Genomic DNA, 20,351 nt, shown 5'->3' with positions numbered 1-20,351 from the left:
ATCTTTTGTTTCACGCAGAATAAAAGGAAATACCATGTTCGATATTCAGCACTTCTCACAAATCAATCCACCGCATCGCTTGTTAATGGGGCCGGGGCCAATCAATGCAGATCCCCGCGTATTACGTGCGATGGCGAGTCAGTTGATTGGGCAGTATGACCCGGTCATGACGGGGTATATGAACGAAGTGATGGTGCTGTATCGCGAACTTTTCCGCACGCAAAACCGCTGGACGATGCTGGTGGATGGGACTTCCCGCTCCGGTATCGAAGCGATTTTGCTGTCGGCCATTCGCCCCGGCGACAAAGTCCTGGTCCCGGTGTTTGGGCGTTTCGGTCATCTGCTGTGTGAAATTGCCCGTCGTTGTCGCGCAGAAGTTCACACCATAGAAGTGCCGTGGGGTGAGGTTTTCACGCCCGACCAAATCGAAGATGCCATTAAAACGGTGAAACCGCGTTTGCTGCTAACCGTTCAGGGCGACACGTCTACCACCATGCTACAACCGCTGGAAGAATTGGGTGACATCTGCCGTCGCCACGGCGTGTTGTTTTATACCGATGCCACAGCTTCATTTGGCGGCAACAAACTGGAAACCGACGCCTGGGGTTTAGATGCGGTTTCTGCCGGTTTGCAAAAATGCCTCGGCGGCCCGTCGGGCAGCTCGCCGATAACCTTGAGTGCGCAAATGGAAGAGGTTATTCGCCGCCGTAAATGTGTGGAGGAAGGGATCCGAACCACAGCCCATCAGGACGGCGATGACGAAATGATCTACTCGAATTATTTCGATCTCGGCATGGTGATGGATTACTGGGGACCGGAGCGCCTGAACCACCACACTGAAGCCACCAGCATGTTGTTCGCCGCCCGTGAGTGCGCGCGCATTATTCTCGAAGAGGGGCTGGACGTGGGCATCGCGCGTCACGAATTGCATGGCCGCGCGCTGGTAGCCGGAATTCAAGGCATGGGGCTGGAAACGTTCGGCAACCTGCAACACAAAATGAATAACGTGCTTGGCGTGGTGATCCCGTCAGCGGTTCATGGCGAAGAGGTGCGCAAAATGCTGCTGGAAGATTTCCATATCGAAATCGGCACCTCATTTGGTCCGCTACAAGGCAAAATCTGGCGCATCGGCACCATGGGCTATAACGCGCGTAAAGATTGCGTACTGCAAACCCTGACGGCGCTTGAAGCGGTGCTGAACCGTCTCGGTTTTAAATCGACGCAAGGGGCTGCAATGCAGGCCGCGTGGGATGTTTATGCGCAGGAAAGTCGCTGATGGTTAAACATGTCATGAACGCCATGCAGGCGAGTGTTGCCGCACGCCGAATTATGCAGCGAGCAGATGAACTGGCGCAGGTTAGCGAAACGCCGGAACAACTTACTCGAGTCTATCTTTCACCCGAGCATCTGCGCGCCAATTATCTGGTGGCAAGCTGGATGGAACAGGTGGGAATGACCACCTGGCAAGATGCGGTGGGTAACATTTGCGGACGCTATGAAGGCGCAAGAGAAGGCGCTCAGGCTGTTTTGCTTGGCTCACATCTTGATACCGTACGCAATGCCGGGCGTTACGATGGCATGTTGGGCGTCTTAACCGCGCTGGAAGTTGTCGCCTTTCTCCATGAACACAATCTTCAATTAGAGCAGGCGATTGAAATCGTTGGCTTTGGGGATGAAGAAGGTACGCGTTTTGGCATCACCTTATTAGGCAGTCGTGGCGTGACCGGGACGTGGCCGGATAGCTGGCTGGCGTGTGAAGATGCCGCGGGAATCAGCGTTGGGCAAGCGCTGGTGAATGCCGGTTTTGACCCTTCGCGTATTCAGAGTGCGGCGCGCGGCCCGGAAGAGTTTAGTGCGTATCTGGAACTGCATATCGAACAAGGGCCGGTGCTGGAGCGCGAAAATCTGGCGCTCGGCGTGGTGACTGCCATAAACGGCGCTCGTCGTCTGAGATGCCGCTTTGTTGGCGAAGCAGGGCATGCGGGTACGGTGCCGATGACCATTCGTAAAGATGCGCTAGCCGCCGCCGCTAACTGGATGACTTACATCGAAAGCACGACTGCCACTTATGCCCCAGATATTGTTGCGACTGTCGGCTCGCTGCAATGCTTGCCGGGCGCTGCCAATGTGATTCCGGGTGAAGTCCTGCTCACGCTGGATATCCGTAGCCCGCGAGATTCAGATATCGAAGCGCTGCTTGAAAAACTGTTAAGCGAAGCGCAGCAAATCGCCGCTCAGCGAGGTGTGGCGTTCGACTCTGAAATCTATTATTCAATTCCCGCCACGCCATGCGACGCGAGTTTGCAGCGCCAGTTAACATCAGCCATCACTTCGGTGCAGGGGCGTAGTTTATCGCTGCCAAGTGGCGCAGGGCATGATGCGATTGCCATCGCTGAACACTGGCCGGTGGGCATGATATTTGTCCGTTGCGATCGTGGGATTAGCCACCATCCGGCAGAGTCGGTCGCTGAGGCTGATGTGATGCAGGCGGTGCAGGCATATACACAAACGGTGGTGAATTTGGCTTCAATGAATCCGCTCACCGAGTTTAACCATGCAACGGAAAGCGAAGCGCTAAGCCTGATAACACCCTGTGTTGCGATACCAGCATGGGCTGAAAACCTGGTTGCCGCTCGGCCTTATTCGACCGTTGATGTGTTGCAGCATTATGCCTCGCAACTGACACTGGATTGGGGGCGCAATGAGCTGAACCAGGCGCTTAGCGCGCATCCGCGGATTGGTGAAACAGCGCAGGGCACTAGCAAAGAGGCAGCGTTGTCAAAAGGCGAACAGTCTGCTGTCGATACGCAAAACAGCGCGTTAACGCTCGCGCTGGTGCAGGGGAATGCTGATTATGAAGCGCGGTTTGGGCGAGTATTTCTTATTCGAGCCAAAGGGCGCAGTGGCGAAGACATTCTCGGGGAGCTTAAGCGTCGCCTGAATAATTCGCCAGCCGAGGAAGAAGCTGAAGCGCTGGAGCAATTACGTCAAATCACGTTGTTACGCCTGGAAGGAGTGTTTGCATCATGAGCCAGTTGAGTACACATGTTCTTGATACTGCGCTCGGGAAACCGGCGACAGGTGTGGCGATTTGTCTTGAACACCAGCTTGGTGATACCTGGGAAACGGTGGCGCAGGGGGTCACGGATACCGATGGGAGGCTAAAAGATTTCACCCCGGCGGCATTGGCGGCGGGGCGTTATCGTCTGACGGCAGAAATCGGGCTTTATTTTGCCGCAACACACAGAGAAACACTGTATCCCACTGCGCAAATTGATTTCGTGATACCGCAAAACGGCGGGCACTATCACCTGCCGTTTTTGATTTCCCCGTGGTCGTGGTCGACTTATCGGGGAAGTTGATTACAAACTGAAGGGATCGGCATCCTGCCAGGCGGGGAATTTCTCGCGATATTCCTGTAATGCAATCAATGACAAATCGGCATCGAGGCGCATCGCCTGATGGGCTTCGCCATTTGCCAGGATTTCACCCTGTGGGTTAATAATTTTGCTGTCGCCACGGTAATGATGCCCGTTACCGTCGGTGCCGACGCGGTTGCAGCCTGCGACATACGCCTGGTTTTCAATGGCTCGAGCGACCAGCAGGCTTTGCCAGTGCAAGGAACGCGGTGCAGGCCAGTTCGCGACGTATAGCGCCAGATCGTAATCGTTGCGGTTGCGCGAAAACACCGGGAAACGCAGGTCGTAACACACCTGCGGTAAAATGCGCCAGCCCCGCCATTCAACGATCACTCGTTCATTGCCTGCCTGATAATGATGATGTTCATCCGCCATGCGGAACAGATGACGTTTATCGTAGAAATGAACTTTGCCATCAGGCTGTACCAGCAAGAACCGATTTACCGGCCCGCGATCGGTCTGGAGTGCGGCACTTCCGGCGATCATGGCTTGCGTTTGCTGGGCTTTAAACTGCATCCAGTCAATCACTTCTTCTTCAGCAAGCGATTGAATGGCGGCTTCCATCGCGAAACCGGTGGTGAACATTTCCGGCAAGACAATCAGATCGCGGCCATGAATAGCGTCCAACTGTACATCGAAATGGCGCAAGTTTACCGCGCCGTCCATCCAGACCAGCGGTTGTTGTAGAACGGTAATTTTCAAACCAGACACAATCGGAAGCCTCGTGATAAGCAGTGTTTCATTCACTTTAGCATGAGTTCGCTGGCTTTTGTTGGGCAATAAAAAACCCCGCGAGCGGGGTTTTTAGAGCATAACTTGCTTATGCAGCTTCAATCTTACGATGCTTTTCCGGCACCTTTACCGGCATGGTTGCCAGCTCCTCCGGTTCAAACTCATCGACATTGATACTGCGCAGACGGCTTGCTTCAGCTTTGGTCAAAATCGCCGCTTCTTCTGCGTTGATTTTCCCTTCAGCCAGCCACTGTTTCGCTTGCTCATCAAGTCGAGTGAACGACAGGTTACGCCCGGTTTCTTTGCAGATGCGCAGATGAATTGGCTCGGCGGCCATAACATCCATCAATGCTTCCTCCAACAGACCCGCAGGGTTGAACTCGCTTGGCGTCAGGTACTGACCACGACCAATGCGTGAACGAGTCGCTGATGGGATCTGCATGATCTTCGCCAGTTTATGATCCAGCTTGTCTGATGGGGCATCGTAACGACGGCCCAGCGGGAAGATCACCACACGCAACATGCCAGCCACAAACGCATTCGGGAAGTTACGCAGCAGGTCGTCCATCGCTTGTTCAGCCTGATACAGCGCATCCTGAACGCCCCAGTGAACCAGGGGTAAATCAGCTTCGTTACGGCCTTCGTCGTCGTAGCGTTTCAGCACCGAAGACGCCAGGTACAGCTGGCTCAGAATGTCACCCAGACGCGCAGAGATACGTTCGCGACGCTTGAGACTGCCACCCAGAACCGCCATGGAAACGTCTGACAGCAATGCCAGGTTGGCGCTCAGGCGGTTCATATACTGGTAGTAGCGTTTGGTCGAATCTTTGGTCGGTGTGGCGCTGGTCAAACCGTTGGTCAGACCGAGCCACAGGCTGCGCATTTTGTTGCTGCCGACGTGGCCGATATGCTTGAACAGCAGCTTATCAAAGGCGTTAACGTCATTGTTTTGCGCCGCCGTCATCTCGTCGAGAACATACGGATGGCAACGAATAGCGCCCTGGCCGAAGATAATCATGCTGCGGGTCAGGATATTTGCGCCTTCAACGGTGATAGCAATGGGTGCACCCTGATACGCTCGCGCCACAAAGTTAGAATTACCCAGCATAATGCCTTTACCGCCGACAATATCCATCGCATCCAGAATGGCGCGCTGGCCGCGGTGGGTACAGTGGTACTTCACGATGGCTGACAGAACAGCGGGTTTTTCGCCGAGCATAATCCCGTAAGTCACCAGCGATGCAGCTGCGTCCATTACGTAAGCGTTACCGGCAATACGCGCCAGTGGTTCTTCAATCCCTTCCATCTTACCGATAGAGATTCTGAACTGACGACGGATATGAGCATATGCGCCCGTAGCCATTGCGACTGATTTCAGACCGCCGGTTGCGTTGGATGGCAGGGTAATGCCACGACCAACGGACAGACATTCCACCAGCATACGCCAGCCCTGACCGGCCATTTTCGGGCCACCGATGATGTAATCAATCGGGACGAAAATATCTTTACCGCGAGTTGGGCCATTCTGGAATGGTACGTTAAGTGGGAAGTGGCGCTTGCCGATTTCCACACCTGGCGTGTGTGTTGGGATCAACGCACAGGTAATGCCAAGATCTTCTTCATCGCCCAGCAGTTTATCCGGGTCAGACAGTTTGAATGCCAGACCTAAAACGGTAGCGATTGGTGCCAGCGTAATGTAGCGCTTGTTCCACGTCAGACGCATCCCAAGAACTTGCTGGCCTTGCCATTCGCCCATACACACGACGCCGGTATCAGGAATTGCACCCGCATCGGAACCTGCTTCAGGGCTTGTCAGAGCAAAGCATGGGATCTCTTGCCCACGAGCCAGGCGCGGCAGGTAATGATCTTTCTGTTCTTCCGTACCGTAATGTTGCAGCAATTCGCCTGGGCCTAACGAGTTAGGCACACCGACGGTAATGGCCAGAATCCCGGAAACGCCTGACAGTTTTTGCAACACGCGAGCCTGAGCATACGCAGAGAATTCCAGGCCGCCGTACTCTTTCTTGATGATCATCGCGAAGAAGCGATGCTCTTTTAAATAGGCCCACAGCTCTGGCGGCAAATCTGCCATTTCATGTGTGATTTGGAAGTCATTTGCCAGGCGGCAAGCTTCTTCAACCGGGCCGTCGATAAAGGCTTGTTCTTCTTCAGTCAGTTTTGGCTGCGGATAGTTGTGCAGCTTTTCCCAGTCTGGTTTACCGCGGAACAAATCCCCTTCCCACCACGTTGTACCCGCGTCGATAGCTTCTTTTTCAGTACGCGACATCGGCGGCATGACTTTGCGGAAGCTGCGGAATACCGGCGCGGAAATCAAAGATTTACGAATCGGGGTGAAGACAAACGGGACCAGAATAATCGCCAGCGGAACCAATACCCAGATTGACCAGATACCAGCGAAACCAAGCGCTGCCGTCCACGCCAGCAGAATCGCGCTACTGAGCAGTAAATTGACCTGGTGATAGAAAAGCACACCGAGGAGAACAACGGTTGCAACAATACTCAAAATCAACATATAGAAAACTCCCTTGCTTGTAGGAGGTCTGACCACTTGGATGTATTGGTTTTAGTTCATGTGGTTTTTTTTAGCAATATATTCACAAAATAATTACAACTCAGCTCACATTGTTACCGCACAGAACAGCAAAAGCAGGAGGATATGGCGCTTCTCGCGCTATCCGGTAAACTGCTTGGGTTAATCAATCAAAAAATGCTGAAGGACATCCTCATGTACCAGGATCTTATTCGTAACGAATTGAATGAAGCGGCAGAAACGCTGGCTAACTTCCTGAAAGATGACGCTAACATTCACGCAATCCAGCGTGCAGCGGTGCTGTTGGCTGATAGCTTCAAAGCAGGCGGTAAAGTGCTTTCTTGCGGCAACGGTGGCTCACATTGCGATGCCATGCACTTTGCTGAAGAACTGACAGGTCGTTATCGCGAAAACCGTCCGGGCTACCCGGCGATTGCGATTTCTGACGTGAGCCATATCTCTTGCGTCGGCAATGATTTTGGTTACGACCACATTTTTTCTCGTTACGTTGAAGCGGTTGGCCGTGAAGGCGACGTGTTACTGGGCATCTCCACTTCGGGTAATTCCGGCAACGTGATCAAAGCAATTGAAGCCGCTCGCGCGAAAGGTATGAAAGTCATCACTCTGACCGGGAAAGACGGCGGCAAAATGGACGGTAGCGCCGATGTTGAAATTCGTGTGCCGCACTTTGGTTATGCTGACCGCATTCAGGAAATTCACATCAAAGTGATTCACATCCTGATCCAGCTTATCGAAAAAGAGATGGTTAAAGCTTAAGTTTTGCCTGAACTTGTATCCTCTCCCTCGGGGAGAGGATTAGGGTGAGGGTGGTTAAAAGTGGTGGGAGGTTAATATGTGCGAACTGCTCGGGATGAGCGCCAACGTACCAACGGATATTTGCTTTAGTTTTACCGGTTTGGTGCAGCGTGGCGGGGGAACGGGGCCGCATAAAGACGGCTGGGGCATTACCTTTTATGAAGGTAAGGGCTGTCGTACGTTCAAAGATCCGCAACCCAGCTTTAACTCTCCTATCGCTAAATTAGTGCAGGATTACCCCATCAAATCTTGCTCTGTGGTCGCCCATATTCGCCAGGCGAACCGCGGAAAAGTCGCACTTGAAAATACGCATCCGTTTACCCGTGAGTTGTGGGGGCGCAACTGGACTTATGCTCACAACGGGCAGCTTAAAGGCCATCGTTCATTAGATACCGGCCCGTTTCGCCCGATTGGTGAAACCGACAGCGAACAAGCATTTTGCTGGCTACTGCATAAATTGACGCAACGTTATCCACGCACACCGGGCAATATGCAGGCGGTGTTTCGCTACATCACCGAGCTTGCAGTGCAATTACGTGAAAAGGGCGTGTTCAATATGTTGCTGTCAGATGGGCGTTACGTGATGGCGTTCTGTTCCACTAATTTATACTGGATTACCCGACGGGCACCGTTTGGTGTGGCAAAACTGTTGGACCAGGATGTGGAAATTGATTTTCAGGAAGAGACTACACTGAACGATGTGGTCACGGTCATTGCGACACAACCCCTGACCGGAAATGAAACCTGGCACAAAATTGCGCCAGGTGAGTCGGAATTATTTTGTCTCGGAGAGCGTGTAGTTTGACGCCAGTTGCGGTTGTGTCGTTGGCACAACCGGCTTACTAATCACATAATTACCGCTAATGACCGAAACGCCCGGTGGCTGATGATTCGCCATGAAGTAGTCATAACCCGGCTTCAGTTGTTTCCAGAAATTGATGTAGTAAGAGTATTTGTGGCGTTGCATGTTCGCGTCTGTCATCCGGAACGGATAGATACTGACTTGTACACTTGGCTGGCCAAATACCAACGCGCCGGTTACAAACTGGAAAATCTCATCAATGTTGGTGTCAGTCATGGCATAGCAGCCAACAGACACGCAAGCACCGTGAATCATCAAATACTGGCCTTGATAACCGTGTTGGCGATCAAACTCGTTCGGGAAGCCAATATTAATGGCTTTATAGAAACGGCTATCGGGTTTTAGCTGGCTACGGGTCACATTGTAGAAGCCTTCAGGACTCTTAAAATCACCCTGACGCTGTTTGGGACCTAATCCACCGGAATAGTTACAGATGCTATAGCTGTCGAGCAGTTGGAACTTTTCGCCCATCTTGACGTATAGCTCTAGCGTGCGCTCTTCCTTAAATATTTGAATATAAACAGGAGAGCCCATGAGTTGTTGCTTGAATTCTTTGCTGACAGGCGTGGTTGACGAATTGCTGCTTAACAAGCTGGCAAACGAAAAGCACGGGATCAGAAGCATCGCAATAACGAGTGCGATCTTACGCATACTGCTTTATTCCTTGATAAAACTTATAACGAATGCCAGGACGGCAAAATAGGGACCCGAAATCAGATTACTCTGGATTAGGAGCGCTCACATTATCATCGTTATGATTTTTCGCAAGCCCAAAGCAGGGGATGCAAAGTTATAAATTTGGACTTTATACAATACTTTTGGAAAGGGAAAGGATTAGCTTTTTGCGTAACAGCTCCCATAGCTGCATATCTGTGTGTTGTTTTGTGCCCCTTCCAGCCTCTAATGATGCTAAAATCCCCGCCGAATGTTGACCTGCGGATATGAACGGAAACTATCCATAAGTCAGTTGTCCCGGTTGTCCGGGCGGCTTATACCTCCCTCTCGCAATAGTGAATGGATGCGTTTCCTGTTTTCACCGCTTTATGTGTCGCATCGGTTGAACGTTAATTCAACCCATCCGTTGTCGGCTACAGTTTTTTGTCGGTATGTTTAAGCCAATTTTAAACGTGATAACCTTATGATAAAAATCAAAAAAGGTCTGGATTTGCCTATTGCCGGTTTGCCGGAACAGCAAATCCATGACGGCCCAGCGATACCTTTCGTGGCCTTGCTCGGTGAAGAGTATGTCGGCATGCGTCCCTCCATGCTGGTGCAGGAAGGCGATAAGGTATTGAAAGGCCAGCCTCTCTTCGAAGATAAAAAGAACCCTGGCGTTCTCTTTACCGCTCCTGCGAGTGGAACGGTATCAGCGATTAATCGTGGTGAGCGTCGAGTACTGCAATCTCTGGTTATTGATGTCCAGGGTGACGAGCAGGTTGTTTTTGAGCGTTTTGCTCCTGAAAGCCTTGCCAAACTGCCGCGTGAAACCGTCCAGACGCAATTGTTGTCGTCTGGTTTATGGACTGCGTTGCGCACTCGTCCATTTAGCAAAACACCACCACCCGCCAGCGTTCCTGCGGCCATTTTTGTCACGGCGATAGATACCAACCCGCTGGCAGCGGACCCGCAGCCCATTATTCGCGCGCATCGCGAAATGTTTGATGCAGGCTTAACCGTATTGTCCCGACTGACCGATGGCAAAGTCCATGTCTGCCAGGCAGGCGGCGGTAAGCTGGGCGGTCATCCTGCTGGGCAGGTGACTTTTAATGAATTCGCAGGCCCGCATCCGGCAGGGTTAGTGGGTACACACATTCATTTCCTGGAGCCGGTCAGCCTGCAAAAAATAGTCTGGCATCTTAACTACCAGGATGTCATCGCCATTGGCAAATTGTTCGTGGAAGGCGATTTGTGGACCGAGCGTGTTATTGCACTTGCCGGGCCACAAGTGGAAAAGCCACGTCTGATTCGCACACGCCTTGGTGCTTCACTGGAAGTGCTGACGGTGGATGAACTTGCTGAAGGTGAAAACCGCATTATTTCAGGCTCTGTTTTAAGCGGAACTATCGGGGTGGGGCCTCGCGCCTGGCTGGGTCGTTTCCATCTGCAAGTTACGGTTCTTAAAGAAGGCCGTGAAAAAGAGCTATTTGGATGGGTGATGCCGGGTGCCGATAAATATTCGATTACCCGCACCACTGTTGGCCACTTCCTGAAGCGTAAACTGTTTAGCTTCTCGACAGATACTAATGGCGGGGAACGTTCCATGGTGCCCATTGGCAACTATGAACGTGTTATGCCGCTGGATATCCTGCCGACGATGCTGTTGCGTGATTTGCTGGCAGGAGATACAGACAGCGCACAGGCGCTGGGGTGTCTTGAGCTGGATGAAGAAGATTTGGCGCTTTGTACCTATGTGTGCCCGGGTAAATATGAGTACGGCCCGGTACTACGCGAGGTATTAACCCGCATCGAGCAGGAAGGATAAGTCATGGGCTTGAAGCATTTATTTGAAAAACTAGAGCCGCACTTCACGCAAGGCGGAAAGCTAGAAAAGTACTACCCGCTCTTTGAAGCGACGGCGACACTATTTTATACACCCGGTATCGTTACGCCTGGCGCTTCCCACGTTCGTGATGCAATCGATCTGAAACGCATGATGATCCTGGTGTGGTTTGCGGTGTTCCCGGCCATGTTCTGGGGTATGTACAACGTTGGGCTACAAACGATTCCGGCCCTGAACAAAATGTACGGCGCGGAACAACTCCAGCAGGTGATTTCATCTGACTGGCATTACGTTGTCGCGCAGTGGCTGGGGGTGAACTTCACGCCGGATGCTGGCTGGTTAAGCATGATGACCCTTGGGGCCGTGTTCTTCCTGCCAATTTACATCACGGTATTCCTGGTAGGCGGTTTCTGGGAAGTGCTATTTGCCATCATCCGTAAACATGAAGTTAACGAAGGTTTCTTCGTGACCTCCATCCTGTTTGCGCTGGTGGTTCCACCGACGTTACCTCTCTGGCAAGCGGCATTGGGGATTAGTTTCGGTGTGGTCATTGCTAAAGAGATCTTTGGTGGAACTGGCCGTAACTTCCTGAACCCTGCACTGGCGGGTCGTGCGTTCCTGTTCTTTGCCTACCCGGCGCAAATCTCGGGTGACCTGGTGTGGACTGCGGCTGACGGTTTCTCTGGGGCAACACCACTTTCGCAGTGGTCCCATGGCGGCGGTGAAGCATTAGTCAATGTTGTCACCGGCCAACCTGTCACCTGGATGGATGCTTTCCTCGGTAACATACCGGGTTCCATTGGTGAAGTTTCCACGCTGATGATCCTGATTGGTGGCGCGATAATCCTGTTTGGCCGCGTCGCTTCCTGGCGCATCGTGGCGGGTGTTCTGCTTGGCATGATTGCCACTGCCACTTTGTTTAACTTCATTGGTTCTGCGACAAACCCTCTATTTGCCATGCCGTGGTACTGGCACCTCGTGCTGGGTGGTTTTGCTTTCGGCATGATGTTCATGGCAACCGATCCGGTTTCAGCCTCGTTTACCAATAAAGGTAAATGGTGGTATGGGGCGCTTATCGGTGTGATGTGTGTCCTGATTCGAGTTGTAAACCCGGCCTATCCAGAAGGGATGATGCTGGCGATTCTGTTCGCCAACCTCTTTGCACCGCTGTTCGATTATCTGGTGGTGCAAGCCAATATCAAGCGGAGGAAGTCGCGTGGCTGAAGTAAAAAGTAACGATAGCATTGGCAGAACGTTGCTGGTGGTGCTGGTGCTTTGCCTGGTGTGTTCCGTTGTGGTGGCTGGCTCTGCTGTGGGGCTGAAAGCTCGCCAGCAGGAGCAAAAAGCGCTCGATAAGCAGCGTAACATCCTGGATGTTGCTGGCTTAGCAACGCCAAAAATGACCGGCGAAGATGTCAAAACAATCTACGAATCACGTATTACACCGCGTTTACTCGATCTGAAAAGTGGTGAGCTGCTGGATAAAGACTCGTCTAAATTTGACCAGGCTGCGGCGCTGCGTGACCCTGAACAAAGCGTCACGCTCTCTTCAGGCGAAGACCGTGCCGGGATAAAACATCGCAGCAATATTGTCGAAATTTATCTGGTGCGTGATGAGCAAAACAAAGTGAAGGAAGTCGTGTTGCCAGTTTATGGCAAAGGCTTGTGGTCGATGATGTATGCCTTTGTTTCGCTGCAAACTGATGGCCGGACGGTGAAAGGCATCACTTACTACGACCAGGGCGAAACCCCTGGGTTGGGTGGTGAGGTTGAAAACCCGAACTGGCGTGCGCAATGGATTGGTAAGAAATTGCTGGATGACAACGGCAAGCCTGCACTACGCGTGGTGAAAGGCGGAGCGCGTCAGGGCGATGAATATAGTGTGGATGGTTTGTCTGGCGCGACGCTGACAGCAAACGGGGTACAACATACTTTTGATTTCTGGATGGGTGAACTTGGTTTTGGTCCTTTCCTGAAACAAGTACGTGAAGGAGCGCTCAATAATGGCTGATATTTCAGACATGAAAGAGGTCAAACGGGTTCTGGTTAGTCCGCTGGTGGATAACAACCCGATTGCCTTGCAAATACTCGGTGTCTGTTCGGCGCTGGCGGTCACGACTAAGCTGGAAACGGCATTCGTAATGACCATCGCGGTAACAGTGGTGACGGCGTTTTCCAGCATGTTCATCTCAATGATCCGTAACCTGATCCCTAATAGTGTGCGAATCATTGTGCAGATGGCGATCATTGCTTCGTTAGTTATCGTCGTGGATCAGATCCTGCGTGCTTATGCTTACGAGATTTCCAAACAGCTTTCCGTCTTCGTCGGCCTGATCATCACTAACTGTATCGTGATGGGACGTGCTGAAGCCTACGCCATGAAGTCACCGCCGCTGGCGAGCTTTATGGATGGTATTGGTAACGGCCTGGGCTATGGCGTGATTCTTTTGCTGGTTGGCTTCCTGCGTGAGCTTATCGGCAGCGGTAAACTCTTTGGTATCACGGTGCTGGAAACGGTTCAGAACGGTGGCTGGTATCAGCCAAACGGGATGTTCCTGTTAGCGCCGAGTGCGTTCTTTATAATCGGCCTGCTGATTTGGGCCTTGCGTACGCTTAAGCCTGCGCAGCAGGAAAAGGACTAACTGACTATGGAACATATGATTAGTCTGTTTGTGCGCGCAGTGTTTATTGAAAACATGGCGCTCGCGTTCTTCCTTGGTATGTGTACCTTCCTTGCAGTTTCCAAAAAGGTTTCCACTGCATTTGGATTGGGTATCGCAGTGACCGTGGTGTTAGGGATTGCCGTGCCTGCGAACAACCTGGTTTATAACCTGGTGCTTCGTGACGGCGCACTGGTTGAAGGCGTTGATCTCAGCTTCCTGAACTTCATCACCTTTATCGGTGTGATTGCGGCGTTAGTTCAGATTCTTGAGATGATCCTCGATCGTTTCTTCCCGGCACTTTATAACGCGTTGGGTATCTTCCTGCCGCTCATTACCGTTAACTGCGCCATCTTCGGTGGCGTGTCGTTTATGGTGCAGCGTGATTACAGCTTCGGTGAATCCATTGTCTACGGCGTGGGTTCCGGAGTGGGCTGGATGCTGGCCATTGTCGCGATGGCGGGGATCCGCGAAAAGATGAAATATGCCAATGTGCCCGCAGGATTGCGTGGCTTAGGAATTACCTTTATCACCACTGGATTGATGGCGCTGGGCTTTATGTCATTCTCCGGTGTGCAGCTATAAGGGCATAAACGTATGGAAATTATTCTTGGCGTGGTGATGTTCACGCTAATTGTTTTGGCTCTGGCGTTGTTGATTTTGTTTGCCAAGTCAAAGCTTGTGAACTCAGGCGACGTGCTGATCGAAATTAACAACGAAGCAGACAAACAGTTCCATGCTCCGGCTGGCGACAAGCTGCTGAATACGCTTTCAAACCAAGGGATTTTCATCTCTTCGGCTTGTGGCGGCGGCGGTTCGTGTGGGCAATGTCGTGTGACCATTAAAGAGGGGGGCGGTGATATTCTGCCGACCGAGCTTTCGCACATCACCAAGCGTGAAGCGAAAGAGGGTTGCCGTCTTGCCTGTCAGGTTGCCGTTAAACAGGACATGAAAATTGAGCTGCCAGAGGAAATCTTTGGCGTTAAAAAATGGGAATGCGAAGTTATCTCCAACGATAACAAAGCGACTTTCATCAAAGAGCTCAAGCTGCGTATTCCTGATGGCGAAGTTGTGCCGTTCCGTGCCGGTGGGTATATCCAGATTGAAAGCCCGCCTCATGAAGTTAACTACCAGGACTTCGATGTTCCGCAGGAATATCGCGGTGACTGGGATAAGTTTAACCTTTTCCGTTTCAAATCAGTGGTGAAAGAGCCGTGTGTCCGCGCTTACTCGATGGCGAACTACCCGGATGAAGCTGGCATCATCATGCTGAACGTGCGTATTGCTACGCCTCCACCGAATGTGCCAGATGCTCCTCCAGGCATAATGTCCTCGTACATCTGGTCGCTGAAAGCGGGCGATAAAGTGACAATTTCCGGGCCGTTTGGTGAGTTCTTCGCCAAGGAAACGGATGCGGAAATGGTGTTTATTGGCGGTGGGGCCGGTATGGCGCCAATGCGTTCACACATCTTTGATCAGCTTAAACGCCTTCATAGCACCCGCAAAATCAGCTTCTGGTACGGCGCTCGTTCTCTGCGAGAAATGTTCTACGAAGATGAGTTTGAAAAACTGGCGCAGGAAAACCCGAACTTTACCTTCAATGTGGCGCTTTCTGATCCGCAACCAGAAGATAACTGGACGGGCTACACTGGCTTCATCCACAACGTATTACTGGAAAACTATCTTCGTAGCCATCCAGCTCCAGAAGACTGCGAATTCTATATGTGTGGGCCGCCAATGATGAATGCTGCGGTTATCAAAATGCTCAAAGACCTGGGTGTCGAGGATGAGAACATCATGCTTGATGACTTCGGCGGCTGACGGGAGTCGTTATGCTGACTGTATTTTTAGCCACTTTTGCCATTTTTATTCTGGTGATATTTGGTATGTCACTGGGCGTTATCGTGAAGCGCAAAACGCTTCAGGGTAGCTGTGGTGGTATTGCCGCGCTAGGCATGGAGAAAGTCTGCAATTGCCCTGAACCTTGCGATGCACGTAAGAAACGAATCGCAAAAGCGGAGCGGCAGGCAAAACTTCAGCAAAACCGCATTATTTAAGCCTTCTGAAACCTCCTGCATCTGCGGGAGGTTTTCTTTCTGACTTCCCTCAATTATAGTTTAACTGTATACTTATCCAGTATCGAAACTGGTGTGAAAAAGTATGCGTAAAATCATTCATGTTGATATGGACTGCTTTTTTGCAGCCGTTGAGATGCGTGATAACCCGAGCTTGCGGGATATTCCATTGGCTATCGGTGGCAGTGCGCAGCGGCGCGGGGTTATCAGCACAGCAAATTATCCAGCACGTAAATTTGGCGTGCACAGCGCAATGTCGACCGCCATGGCACTCAAATTGTGCCCGCATCTGACGCTTTTGCCTGGGCGCTTTGACGCCTACAAAGAAGCATCCAACCATATCCGTGAAATATTTAGCCGCTACACCACGCTTATTGAACCTCTGTCTCTGGATGAAGCCTATCTGGATGTGACCGATAGCCTGAACTGTCACGGTTCGGCCACTCTTATGGCGAAAGAAATTCGCCAGACCATTTCAGATGAACTTAATCTCACCGCTTCAGCGGGGATCGCTCCGGTTAAATTTCTCGCGAAAATAGCATCAGATCTTAATAAGCCCGACGGGCAATACGTCATCACTCCAGAAGAAATCCCTGCGTTTTTGCAAACTTTGCCGCTTGGCAAAATTCCAGGTGTTGGCAAAGTGACTGCGGGAAAACTGGAAAGCCTGGGCTTGCGGACGTGTGCCGATGTACAGAAAACGGATTTAGCGTCTTTGCTCAAACGCTTTGGTAAGTTCGGGCGGGTACTTTGGGAGCGAAGCCAGGGTATTGATGAGCGTGAAATTAACAATGATCGCCAGCGCAAATCGGTAGGTGTTGAGAAAACGCTGGCCGAAGATATTCATGAATGGCGTGAGTGTGAGGCCATTATTGAACAACTTTATTCGGAGCTGGAGCGGCGGCTGATAAAGGTGAAGCCTGATTTATTGATTGCCCGGCAGGGTATCAAACTCAAGTTTAATGATTTCCAGCAAACCACTCAGGAACATGTCTGGCCTCAGTTGAATAAAGCCGATTTAATCGCTACCGCGAAGCAAACTTGGGAAGAGCGGCGGGGAGGGCGGGGAGTCAGGTTGGTGGGGCTGCATGTGACTTTGCTGGACCCGCAGATGGAGCGCCAACTGGTTCTGGGGCTATAAAAAACCCTCTCATTGAGAGGGTTTGAAAGCATCTTTATTCCGCTTATTTGACTGGAATAGCTTTCAGCAATTCCGTCAGCAGGATCCAGTACTGGCCTACGCTTGCGATATGAACTTGTTCATCCGGGGAGTGTGGACCCGTAATGGTCGGCCCAATAGAAACCATGTCCATCTCAGGATAAGGTTTTTTGAACAGCCCACATTCCAGACCGGCATGGATGACCATGATGTTTGGCGTTTTGTTGAACAGCTTCTGGTAAGTTTCACGTACCAGCCCCATCACTGGGGAGTCAGCGTCTGGCTGCCAGCCTGGGTAGCTGCCTTTGGCAACACTTTGTGCGCCAGCCAACTGACCTAATGCCTCGAGCATGCCGACCACATAGTCTTTGCCGCTATCAATCAGGGAGCGAATCAGGCAGATAATTTCTGCGCTTTCATCAGTCATTGAGACCACACCCACGTTCAGGGAGGTTTCCACTACACCTTTCACCGCGTCTGAATTACGGATAACACCGTTTGGCATGGCATTGAGCAGGTTAATGAAAGCATCACGACTTTTTGCTGTTAGCGCAGCTTTGTCGGTGGTGATTGCTTCAACCAGGACGGTGGTGTTTTTCTCAACGGCACCCAATTCATTTTGCAGAATTGACAGGAACTTAGCTGCCAGCTCTTTGAATTGTGCTGCTTTATCGGCAGGGACTGCGACAATTGCAGAGCCTTCACGCGGAATAGCGTTACGCAGCGTGCCGCCGTTCAAATCAATCAGACGTGCATCCAGTTCTGCCGCATGTGCGAACAAGAAACGCGCCAGCAATTTGTTGGCATTGCCCAGACCCAGGTGAATTTCTGCACCTGAGTGGCCGCCTTTCAGGCCTTTGATGGTCAGCTTGTAGGTTTCGTAACCCGCAGGAACCGCTTCGCGTTGCAGTGGCAGCGTGGAGATAAAATCAATCCCGCCTGCGCAACCCATATAGATCTCACCTTCTTCTTCTGAATCGGTGTTGATCAGAATATCAGCTTGCAGCCAGCCCGCTTGCAGGCCAAATGCGCCATCCATACCGGCTTCCTCGGTCATGGTCAGCAGAACTTCTAATGGACCATGAGCGACAGTCTCATCAGCCAGCACCGCGAGTGCAGAGGCCATACCGATGCCGTTATCAGCACCCAGTGTCGTACCGCGTGCTTTAACCCACTCACCATCAACATATGGCTGAATCGGGTCTTTGGTGAAATCATGGACAGTGTCGTTGTTTTTCTGCGGCACCATATCAAGGTGAGCTTGCAGGACAACCGCTTTACGGTTTTCCATACCCGCTGTTGCAGGTTTACGGATCAGGATATTGCCAACCTGGTCGCGCTCAACATGCAGGCCTTTTTCTTTTGCCCAGGACAGAATATGTTCCGCAAGTTGCTCTTCATGATAAGAAGGGTGCGGAATAGAACAGATTTTGGCAAAAATATCCCACAGTGGTTGCGGAGATAATTGAGACAATTCAGACACGATAAGTCTCCTTGACATCGACTCTGCTGACATTTTTTATTCGTGCAGAGCGGGATTGAACTTAATGAAATACAACACAAGTAAGCATTGTGCGCTGGCTTGAGAATACCACTATAACTGAGGTTGTGACGACCTAAAGCACGTAAAAACCAGAAGGACAGGCCTGCAACACTGGTTTTTAGTGCGCCAGATCTCTATAATCTCGCGCAACCAAAACCCCTTTGAACATTTTTAAGCCGTTAATAACTGGCTGGGATAATTTCACATGAGCGAAAAATACATCGTCACCTGGGACATGTTGCAGATTCACGCACGTAAGCTTGCAAGCCGTCTGCTTCCTGCTGAACAGTGGAAAGGCATTATTGCTGTTAGCCGTGGCGGCCTGGTTCCTGGCGCATTGCTGGCACGTGAACTGGGGATTCGTCATGTTGATACCGTTTGTATCTCCAGCTATGACCACGACAACCAGCGCGAGCTGACCGTCCTGAAACGTGCTGAAGGTGATGGCGAAGGCTTCATCGTGATTGATGACCTGGTAGACACTGGCGGTACCGCGGTGGCCATCCGTGAAATGTATCCAAAAGCGCATTTCGTGACTATCTTCGCCAAGCCTGCTGGCCAGCCTTTGGTTGACGATTATGTTATCGATATCCCGCAGGATACCTGGATTGAGCAGCCATGGGATATGGGCGTTGCATTTATTCCGCCTTTAGCAGGTCGTTAATAGCCTGAGAATTTGCACTGATTTACGCCCGGCATTGCCGGGCGTTTGTGTTATTTAGCCACCGACAGAGTACAATAGCCCCATTCCTGACGTTTGTATGGAGGCAGAAACGATGTCGCAGGCCAATCTTAGCGAAACGCTATTTAAACCCCGATTTAAGCATCCCGAGACGTCGACTCTAGTTCGTCGCGCTCATCATCAAACTGCCCCAGTTATCCAGTCTGCGCTGGATGGCGCAACAGTGCCTCATTGGTATCGCATGATTAACCGCCTGCTTTGGGTCTGGCGTGGCGTCGATGCGCGTGAAATTCTTGAAGTGCAGGCCAGAATTGCAGCCAACTCGGGTGAGCGAACCAATGATGATTTGTATGATACGGTGATCGGCTATCGCGGCGGCAACTGGATCTATGAATGGTCGAAGCAGGCCATGATGTGGCAACAGCGCGCCAATCAGGAAACGGATAAAGTCAAAAGCGGCAAATACTGGTTACAGGCCGCCAATCTTTATAGCATCGCGGCGTACCCGCATCTGAAAGGCGATATGCTCGCGGAACAGGCTCAAGTTCTGGCAAATCGCGCATACGAAGAAGCGGCTCCGCGGCTTTCTGGTGGTTTACGTGAGCTGGAGTTTACCATTCCTGGTGGTGGGGCGATTACCGGCTTCCTCCATGTTCCAAAAGAAGGGCAAGGGCCATTCCCGACGGTACTCATTTGTGGGGGCCTGGACGCATTACAAAGCGATTACTACACCTTGTTTGAGAAATATTTTGCACCTCAGGGCATAGCAATGCTGACCATCGATATGCCATCGGTCGGGTTTTCATCAAAATGGAAATTGACTCAGGACTCCAGTCTTTTACACCAGCATGTTCTCAAAGCATTACCCAACATTCCCTGGGTCGATCACACTCGTGTCGCGGCGTTTGGTTTCCGCTTTGGCGCGAATGTTGCGGTGCGATTAGGGTATATCGAAGCGCCTCGTTTGAAGGCGGTTGCGTGTTTAGGTCCTGTCGTTCATAGCTTATTGAGCGATGCATCACGCCAGGCGCAGGTGCCGGAGATGTATATTGATGTGCTGGCAAGCCGATTGGGAATGAATGATGCGTCTGACAGCGCATTGCGCGTGGAATTGAACCGCTATTCGCTTAAAACTCAGGGGCTATTAGGGCGTCATTGTCCAACGCCGATGTTATCCGGTTACTGGGAAAACGATCCATTCAGTCCAGAGATTGATTCGCGATTAATTACTTCGTCATCATCGGATGGTAAGTTATTGGCGATCCCGTTTAATCCGGTGTATCGCAACTTTGACAAAGCGTTGAAAGAAATTACCAGTTGGATCAAGCAGAGATTACGTTAATGATTTGCTA

At 51.4% G+C, this 20,351-nt stretch carries 19 protein-coding genes and 1 pseudogene; 16 read left to right on the top strand and 4 right to left on the bottom strand.

From position 1 onward, the window contains the following. Positions 1 to 34: 34 nt before the first annotated feature. From DY231_RS18630 to uraH, 4 genes and pseudogenes are all read left to right on the top strand, one after another. Positions 35 to 1,276 carry a pyridoxal-phosphate-dependent aminotransferase family protein gene (locus DY231_RS18630; RefSeq protein ID WP_115630661.1) on the top strand — a complete coding sequence of 414 codons (1,242 nt, stop codon included), beginning with the start codon at positions 35 to 37 and terminating at the stop codon, positions 1,274 to 1,276. Next, a pseudogene (gene hpxK / locus DY231_RS18625) lies at positions 1,276 to 2,526 on the top strand (allantoate amidohydrolase); the annotation flags it as partial. The gene DY231_RS18630 and the pseudogene hpxK, both read left to right, overlap by 1 nt. Before the next feature lie 3 nt (positions 2,527 to 2,529). After that, positions 2,530 to 3,030 carry a 2-oxo-4-hydroxy-4-carboxy-5-ureidoimidazoline decarboxylase gene (gene uraD, locus DY231_RS25435; RefSeq protein ID WP_256682719.1) on the top strand — a complete coding sequence of 167 codons (501 nt, stop codon included), beginning with the start codon at positions 2,530 to 2,532 and terminating at the stop codon, positions 3,028 to 3,030. After that, positions 3,027 to 3,362, top strand: a complete 336-nt coding sequence (gene uraH / locus DY231_RS18620; protein WP_115630657.1) for a hydroxyisourate hydrolase — start codon at positions 3,027 to 3,029, stop codon at positions 3,360 to 3,362. The genes uraD and uraH overlap by 4 nt, the downstream gene beginning before the upstream one ends. Here the strand turns inward: uraH and DY231_RS18615 are convergent, their stop codons facing one another. Beyond that, positions 3,363 to 4,130 carry an amidohydrolase gene (locus DY231_RS18615; protein WP_115630655.1) on the bottom strand — a complete coding sequence of 256 codons (768 nt, stop codon included), beginning with the start codon at positions 4,128 to 4,130 and terminating at the stop codon, positions 3,363 to 3,365. A 109-nt stretch (positions 4,131 to 4,239) separates the two neighbouring features. Next, on the bottom strand, positions 4,240 to 6,684 hold the full coding sequence (gene fadE, locus DY231_RS18610) for an acyl-CoA dehydrogenase FadE (RefSeq protein WP_115630653.1): 2,445 nt from the start codon (positions 6,682 to 6,684) through the stop codon (positions 4,240 to 4,242). A 213-nt stretch (positions 6,685 to 6,897) separates the two neighbouring features. Between fadE and lpcA the strand changes: the two genes are divergently transcribed. After that, positions 6,898 to 7,479 carry a D-sedoheptulose 7-phosphate isomerase gene (gene lpcA / locus DY231_RS18605; RefSeq protein ID WP_115631891.1) on the top strand — a complete coding sequence of 194 codons (582 nt, stop codon included), beginning with the start codon at positions 6,898 to 6,900 and terminating at the stop codon, positions 7,477 to 7,479. Between the two features lie 76 nt (positions 7,480 to 7,555). Beyond that, on the top strand, positions 7,556 to 8,323 hold the full coding sequence (locus DY231_RS18600; RefSeq protein WP_034493585.1) for a class II glutamine amidotransferase: 768 nt from the start codon (positions 7,556 to 7,558) through the stop codon (positions 8,321 to 8,323). Here the strand turns inward: DY231_RS18600 and dpaA are convergent. Then, entirely contained in the window at positions 8,294 to 9,031 is a 738-nt protein-coding gene (gene dpaA / locus DY231_RS18595; protein WP_115630651.1) for a peptidoglycan meso-diaminopimelic acid protein amidase, read from the bottom strand. The two genes, DY231_RS18600 and dpaA, sit on opposite strands and share 30 nt — an antisense overlap. 487 nt (positions 9,032 to 9,518) lie before the next feature. Here dpaA and DY231_RS18590 point away from each other — a divergent pair, with 487 nt between their 5' ends. The 8 genes from DY231_RS18590 (at position 9,519) to dinB (ending at position 16,756) form a co-directional block, all read left to right on the top strand. Then, on the top strand, positions 9,519 to 10,862 hold the full coding sequence (locus DY231_RS18590; RefSeq protein WP_115630649.1) for a Na(+)-translocating NADH-quinone reductase subunit A: 1,344 nt from the start codon (positions 9,519 to 9,521) through the stop codon (positions 10,860 to 10,862). Positions 10,863 to 10,865: 3 nt separating this feature from the next. Beyond that, positions 10,866 to 12,104, top strand: coding sequence for an NADH:ubiquinone reductase (Na(+)-transporting) subunit B (locus DY231_RS18585; RefSeq protein WP_115630647.1), 1,239 nt, complete (start codon positions 10,866 to 10,868; stop codon positions 12,102 to 12,104). Next, the gene (locus DY231_RS18580; protein WP_115630645.1) at positions 12,097 to 12,891 is read left to right on the top strand and encodes a Na(+)-translocating NADH-quinone reductase subunit C; all 795 of its coding nucleotides are present in this window, start codon (positions 12,097 to 12,099) and stop codon (positions 12,889 to 12,891) included. Before DY231_RS18585 ends, DY231_RS18580 begins: the two co-directional genes overlap by 8 nt. Further along, positions 12,884 to 13,522, top strand: coding sequence for an NADH:ubiquinone reductase (Na(+)-transporting) subunit D (locus DY231_RS18575; protein WP_081908371.1), 639 nt, complete (start codon positions 12,884 to 12,886; stop codon positions 13,520 to 13,522). Before DY231_RS18580 ends, DY231_RS18575 begins: the two co-directional genes overlap by 8 nt. 6 nt (positions 13,523 to 13,528) lie before the next feature. Beyond that, positions 13,529 to 14,125, top strand: a complete 597-nt coding sequence (nqrE, locus tag DY231_RS18570) for an NADH:ubiquinone reductase (Na(+)-transporting) subunit E (protein WP_034493595.1) — start codon at positions 13,529 to 13,531, stop codon at positions 14,123 to 14,125. 12 nt (positions 14,126 to 14,137) lie between these two features. Further along, the gene (gene nqrF / locus DY231_RS18565) at positions 14,138 to 15,361 is read left to right on the top strand and encodes an NADH:ubiquinone reductase (Na(+)-transporting) subunit F (RefSeq protein ID WP_115630643.1); all 1,224 of its coding nucleotides are present in this window, start codon (positions 14,138 to 14,140) and stop codon (positions 15,359 to 15,361) included. 11 nt (positions 15,362 to 15,372) lie between these two features. Beyond that, on the top strand, positions 15,373 to 15,597 hold the full coding sequence (nqrM, locus tag DY231_RS18560) for a (Na+)-NQR maturation NqrM (RefSeq protein WP_115630641.1): 225 nt from the start codon (positions 15,373 to 15,375) through the stop codon (positions 15,595 to 15,597). A 103-nt stretch (positions 15,598 to 15,700) separates the two neighbouring features. Then, the gene (gene dinB, locus DY231_RS18555) at positions 15,701 to 16,756 is read left to right on the top strand and encodes a DNA polymerase IV (RefSeq protein WP_115630639.1); all 1,056 of its coding nucleotides are present in this window, start codon (positions 15,701 to 15,703) and stop codon (positions 16,754 to 16,756) included. A gap of 43 nt (positions 16,757 to 16,799) precedes the next feature. Here the strand turns inward: dinB and pepD are convergent, their stop codons facing one another. Further along, positions 16,800 to 18,257, bottom strand: coding sequence for a beta-Ala-His dipeptidase (gene pepD, locus DY231_RS18550; RefSeq protein WP_115630637.1), 1,458 nt, complete (start codon positions 18,255 to 18,257; stop codon positions 16,800 to 16,802). Between the two features lie 265 nt (positions 18,258 to 18,522). On the opposite strand from pepD, the gene gpt reads away from it, so the two are divergent. Together gpt and frsA are read left to right on the top strand one after the other, a co-directional pair. Further along, positions 18,523 to 18,981, top strand: a complete 459-nt coding sequence (gene gpt / locus DY231_RS18545; RefSeq protein WP_034493602.1) for a xanthine phosphoribosyltransferase — start codon at positions 18,523 to 18,525, stop codon at positions 18,979 to 18,981. 112 nt (positions 18,982 to 19,093) lie between these two features. Further along, positions 19,094 to 20,341 carry an esterase FrsA gene (gene frsA / locus DY231_RS18540; protein WP_034493604.1) on the top strand — a complete coding sequence of 416 codons (1,248 nt, stop codon included), beginning with the start codon at positions 19,094 to 19,096 and terminating at the stop codon, positions 20,339 to 20,341. The last annotated feature ends 10 nt before the right edge of the window (positions 20,342 to 20,351 follow it).

Source organism: Buttiauxella agrestis, from assembly GCF_900446255.1.
GTDB lineage: Bacteria > Pseudomonadota > Gammaproteobacteria > Enterobacterales > Enterobacteriaceae > Buttiauxella > Buttiauxella agrestis.
This window is presented reverse-complemented; position numbering and strand designations above follow the sequence as displayed.

Bases quoted from the DNA above. Each gene is read 5' to 3' on its own strand.
- DY231_RS18630 (WP_115630661.1), top strand. From the start codon at position 35: ATGTTCGATATTCAGCACTTCTCACAAATCAATCCACCGCATCGCTTG.
- uraD (WP_256682719.1), top strand. From the start codon at position 2,530: ATGAATCCGCTCACCGAGTTTAACCATGCAACGGAAAGCGAAGCGCTA.
- uraH (WP_115630657.1), top strand. From the start codon at position 3,027: ATGAGCCAGTTGAGTACACATGTTCTTGATACTGCGCTCGGGAAACCG.
- fadE (WP_115630653.1), bottom strand. From the start codon at position 6,684: ATGTTGATTTTGAGTATTGTTGCAACCGTTGTTCTCCTCGGTGTGCTT.
- lpcA (WP_115631891.1), top strand. From the start codon at position 6,898: ATGTACCAGGATCTTATTCGTAACGAATTGAATGAAGCGGCAGAAACG.
- DY231_RS18600 (WP_034493585.1), top strand. From the start codon at position 7,556: ATGTGCGAACTGCTCGGGATGAGCGCCAACGTACCAACGGATATTTGC.
- dpaA (WP_115630651.1), bottom strand. From the start codon at position 9,031: ATGCGTAAGATCGCACTCGTTATTGCGATGCTTCTGATCCCGTGCTTT.
- DY231_RS18590 (WP_115630649.1), top strand. From the start codon at position 9,519: ATGATAAAAATCAAAAAAGGTCTGGATTTGCCTATTGCCGGTTTGCCG.
- DY231_RS18585 (WP_115630647.1), top strand. From the start codon at position 10,866: ATGGGCTTGAAGCATTTATTTGAAAAACTAGAGCCGCACTTCACGCAA.
- DY231_RS18575 (WP_081908371.1), top strand. From the start codon at position 12,884: ATGGCTGATATTTCAGACATGAAAGAGGTCAAACGGGTTCTGGTTAGT.
- nqrE (WP_034493595.1), top strand. From the start codon at position 13,529: ATGGAACATATGATTAGTCTGTTTGTGCGCGCAGTGTTTATTGAAAAC.
- nqrF (WP_115630643.1), top strand. From the start codon at position 14,138: ATGGAAATTATTCTTGGCGTGGTGATGTTCACGCTAATTGTTTTGGCT.
- nqrM (WP_115630641.1), top strand. From the start codon at position 15,373: ATGCTGACTGTATTTTTAGCCACTTTTGCCATTTTTATTCTGGTGATA.
- dinB (WP_115630639.1), top strand. From the start codon at position 15,701: ATGCGTAAAATCATTCATGTTGATATGGACTGCTTTTTTGCAGCCGTT.
- gpt (WP_034493602.1), top strand. From the start codon at position 18,523: ATGAGCGAAAAATACATCGTCACCTGGGACATGTTGCAGATTCACGCA.
- frsA (WP_034493604.1), top strand. From the start codon at position 19,094: ATGTCGCAGGCCAATCTTAGCGAAACGCTATTTAAACCCCGATTTAAG.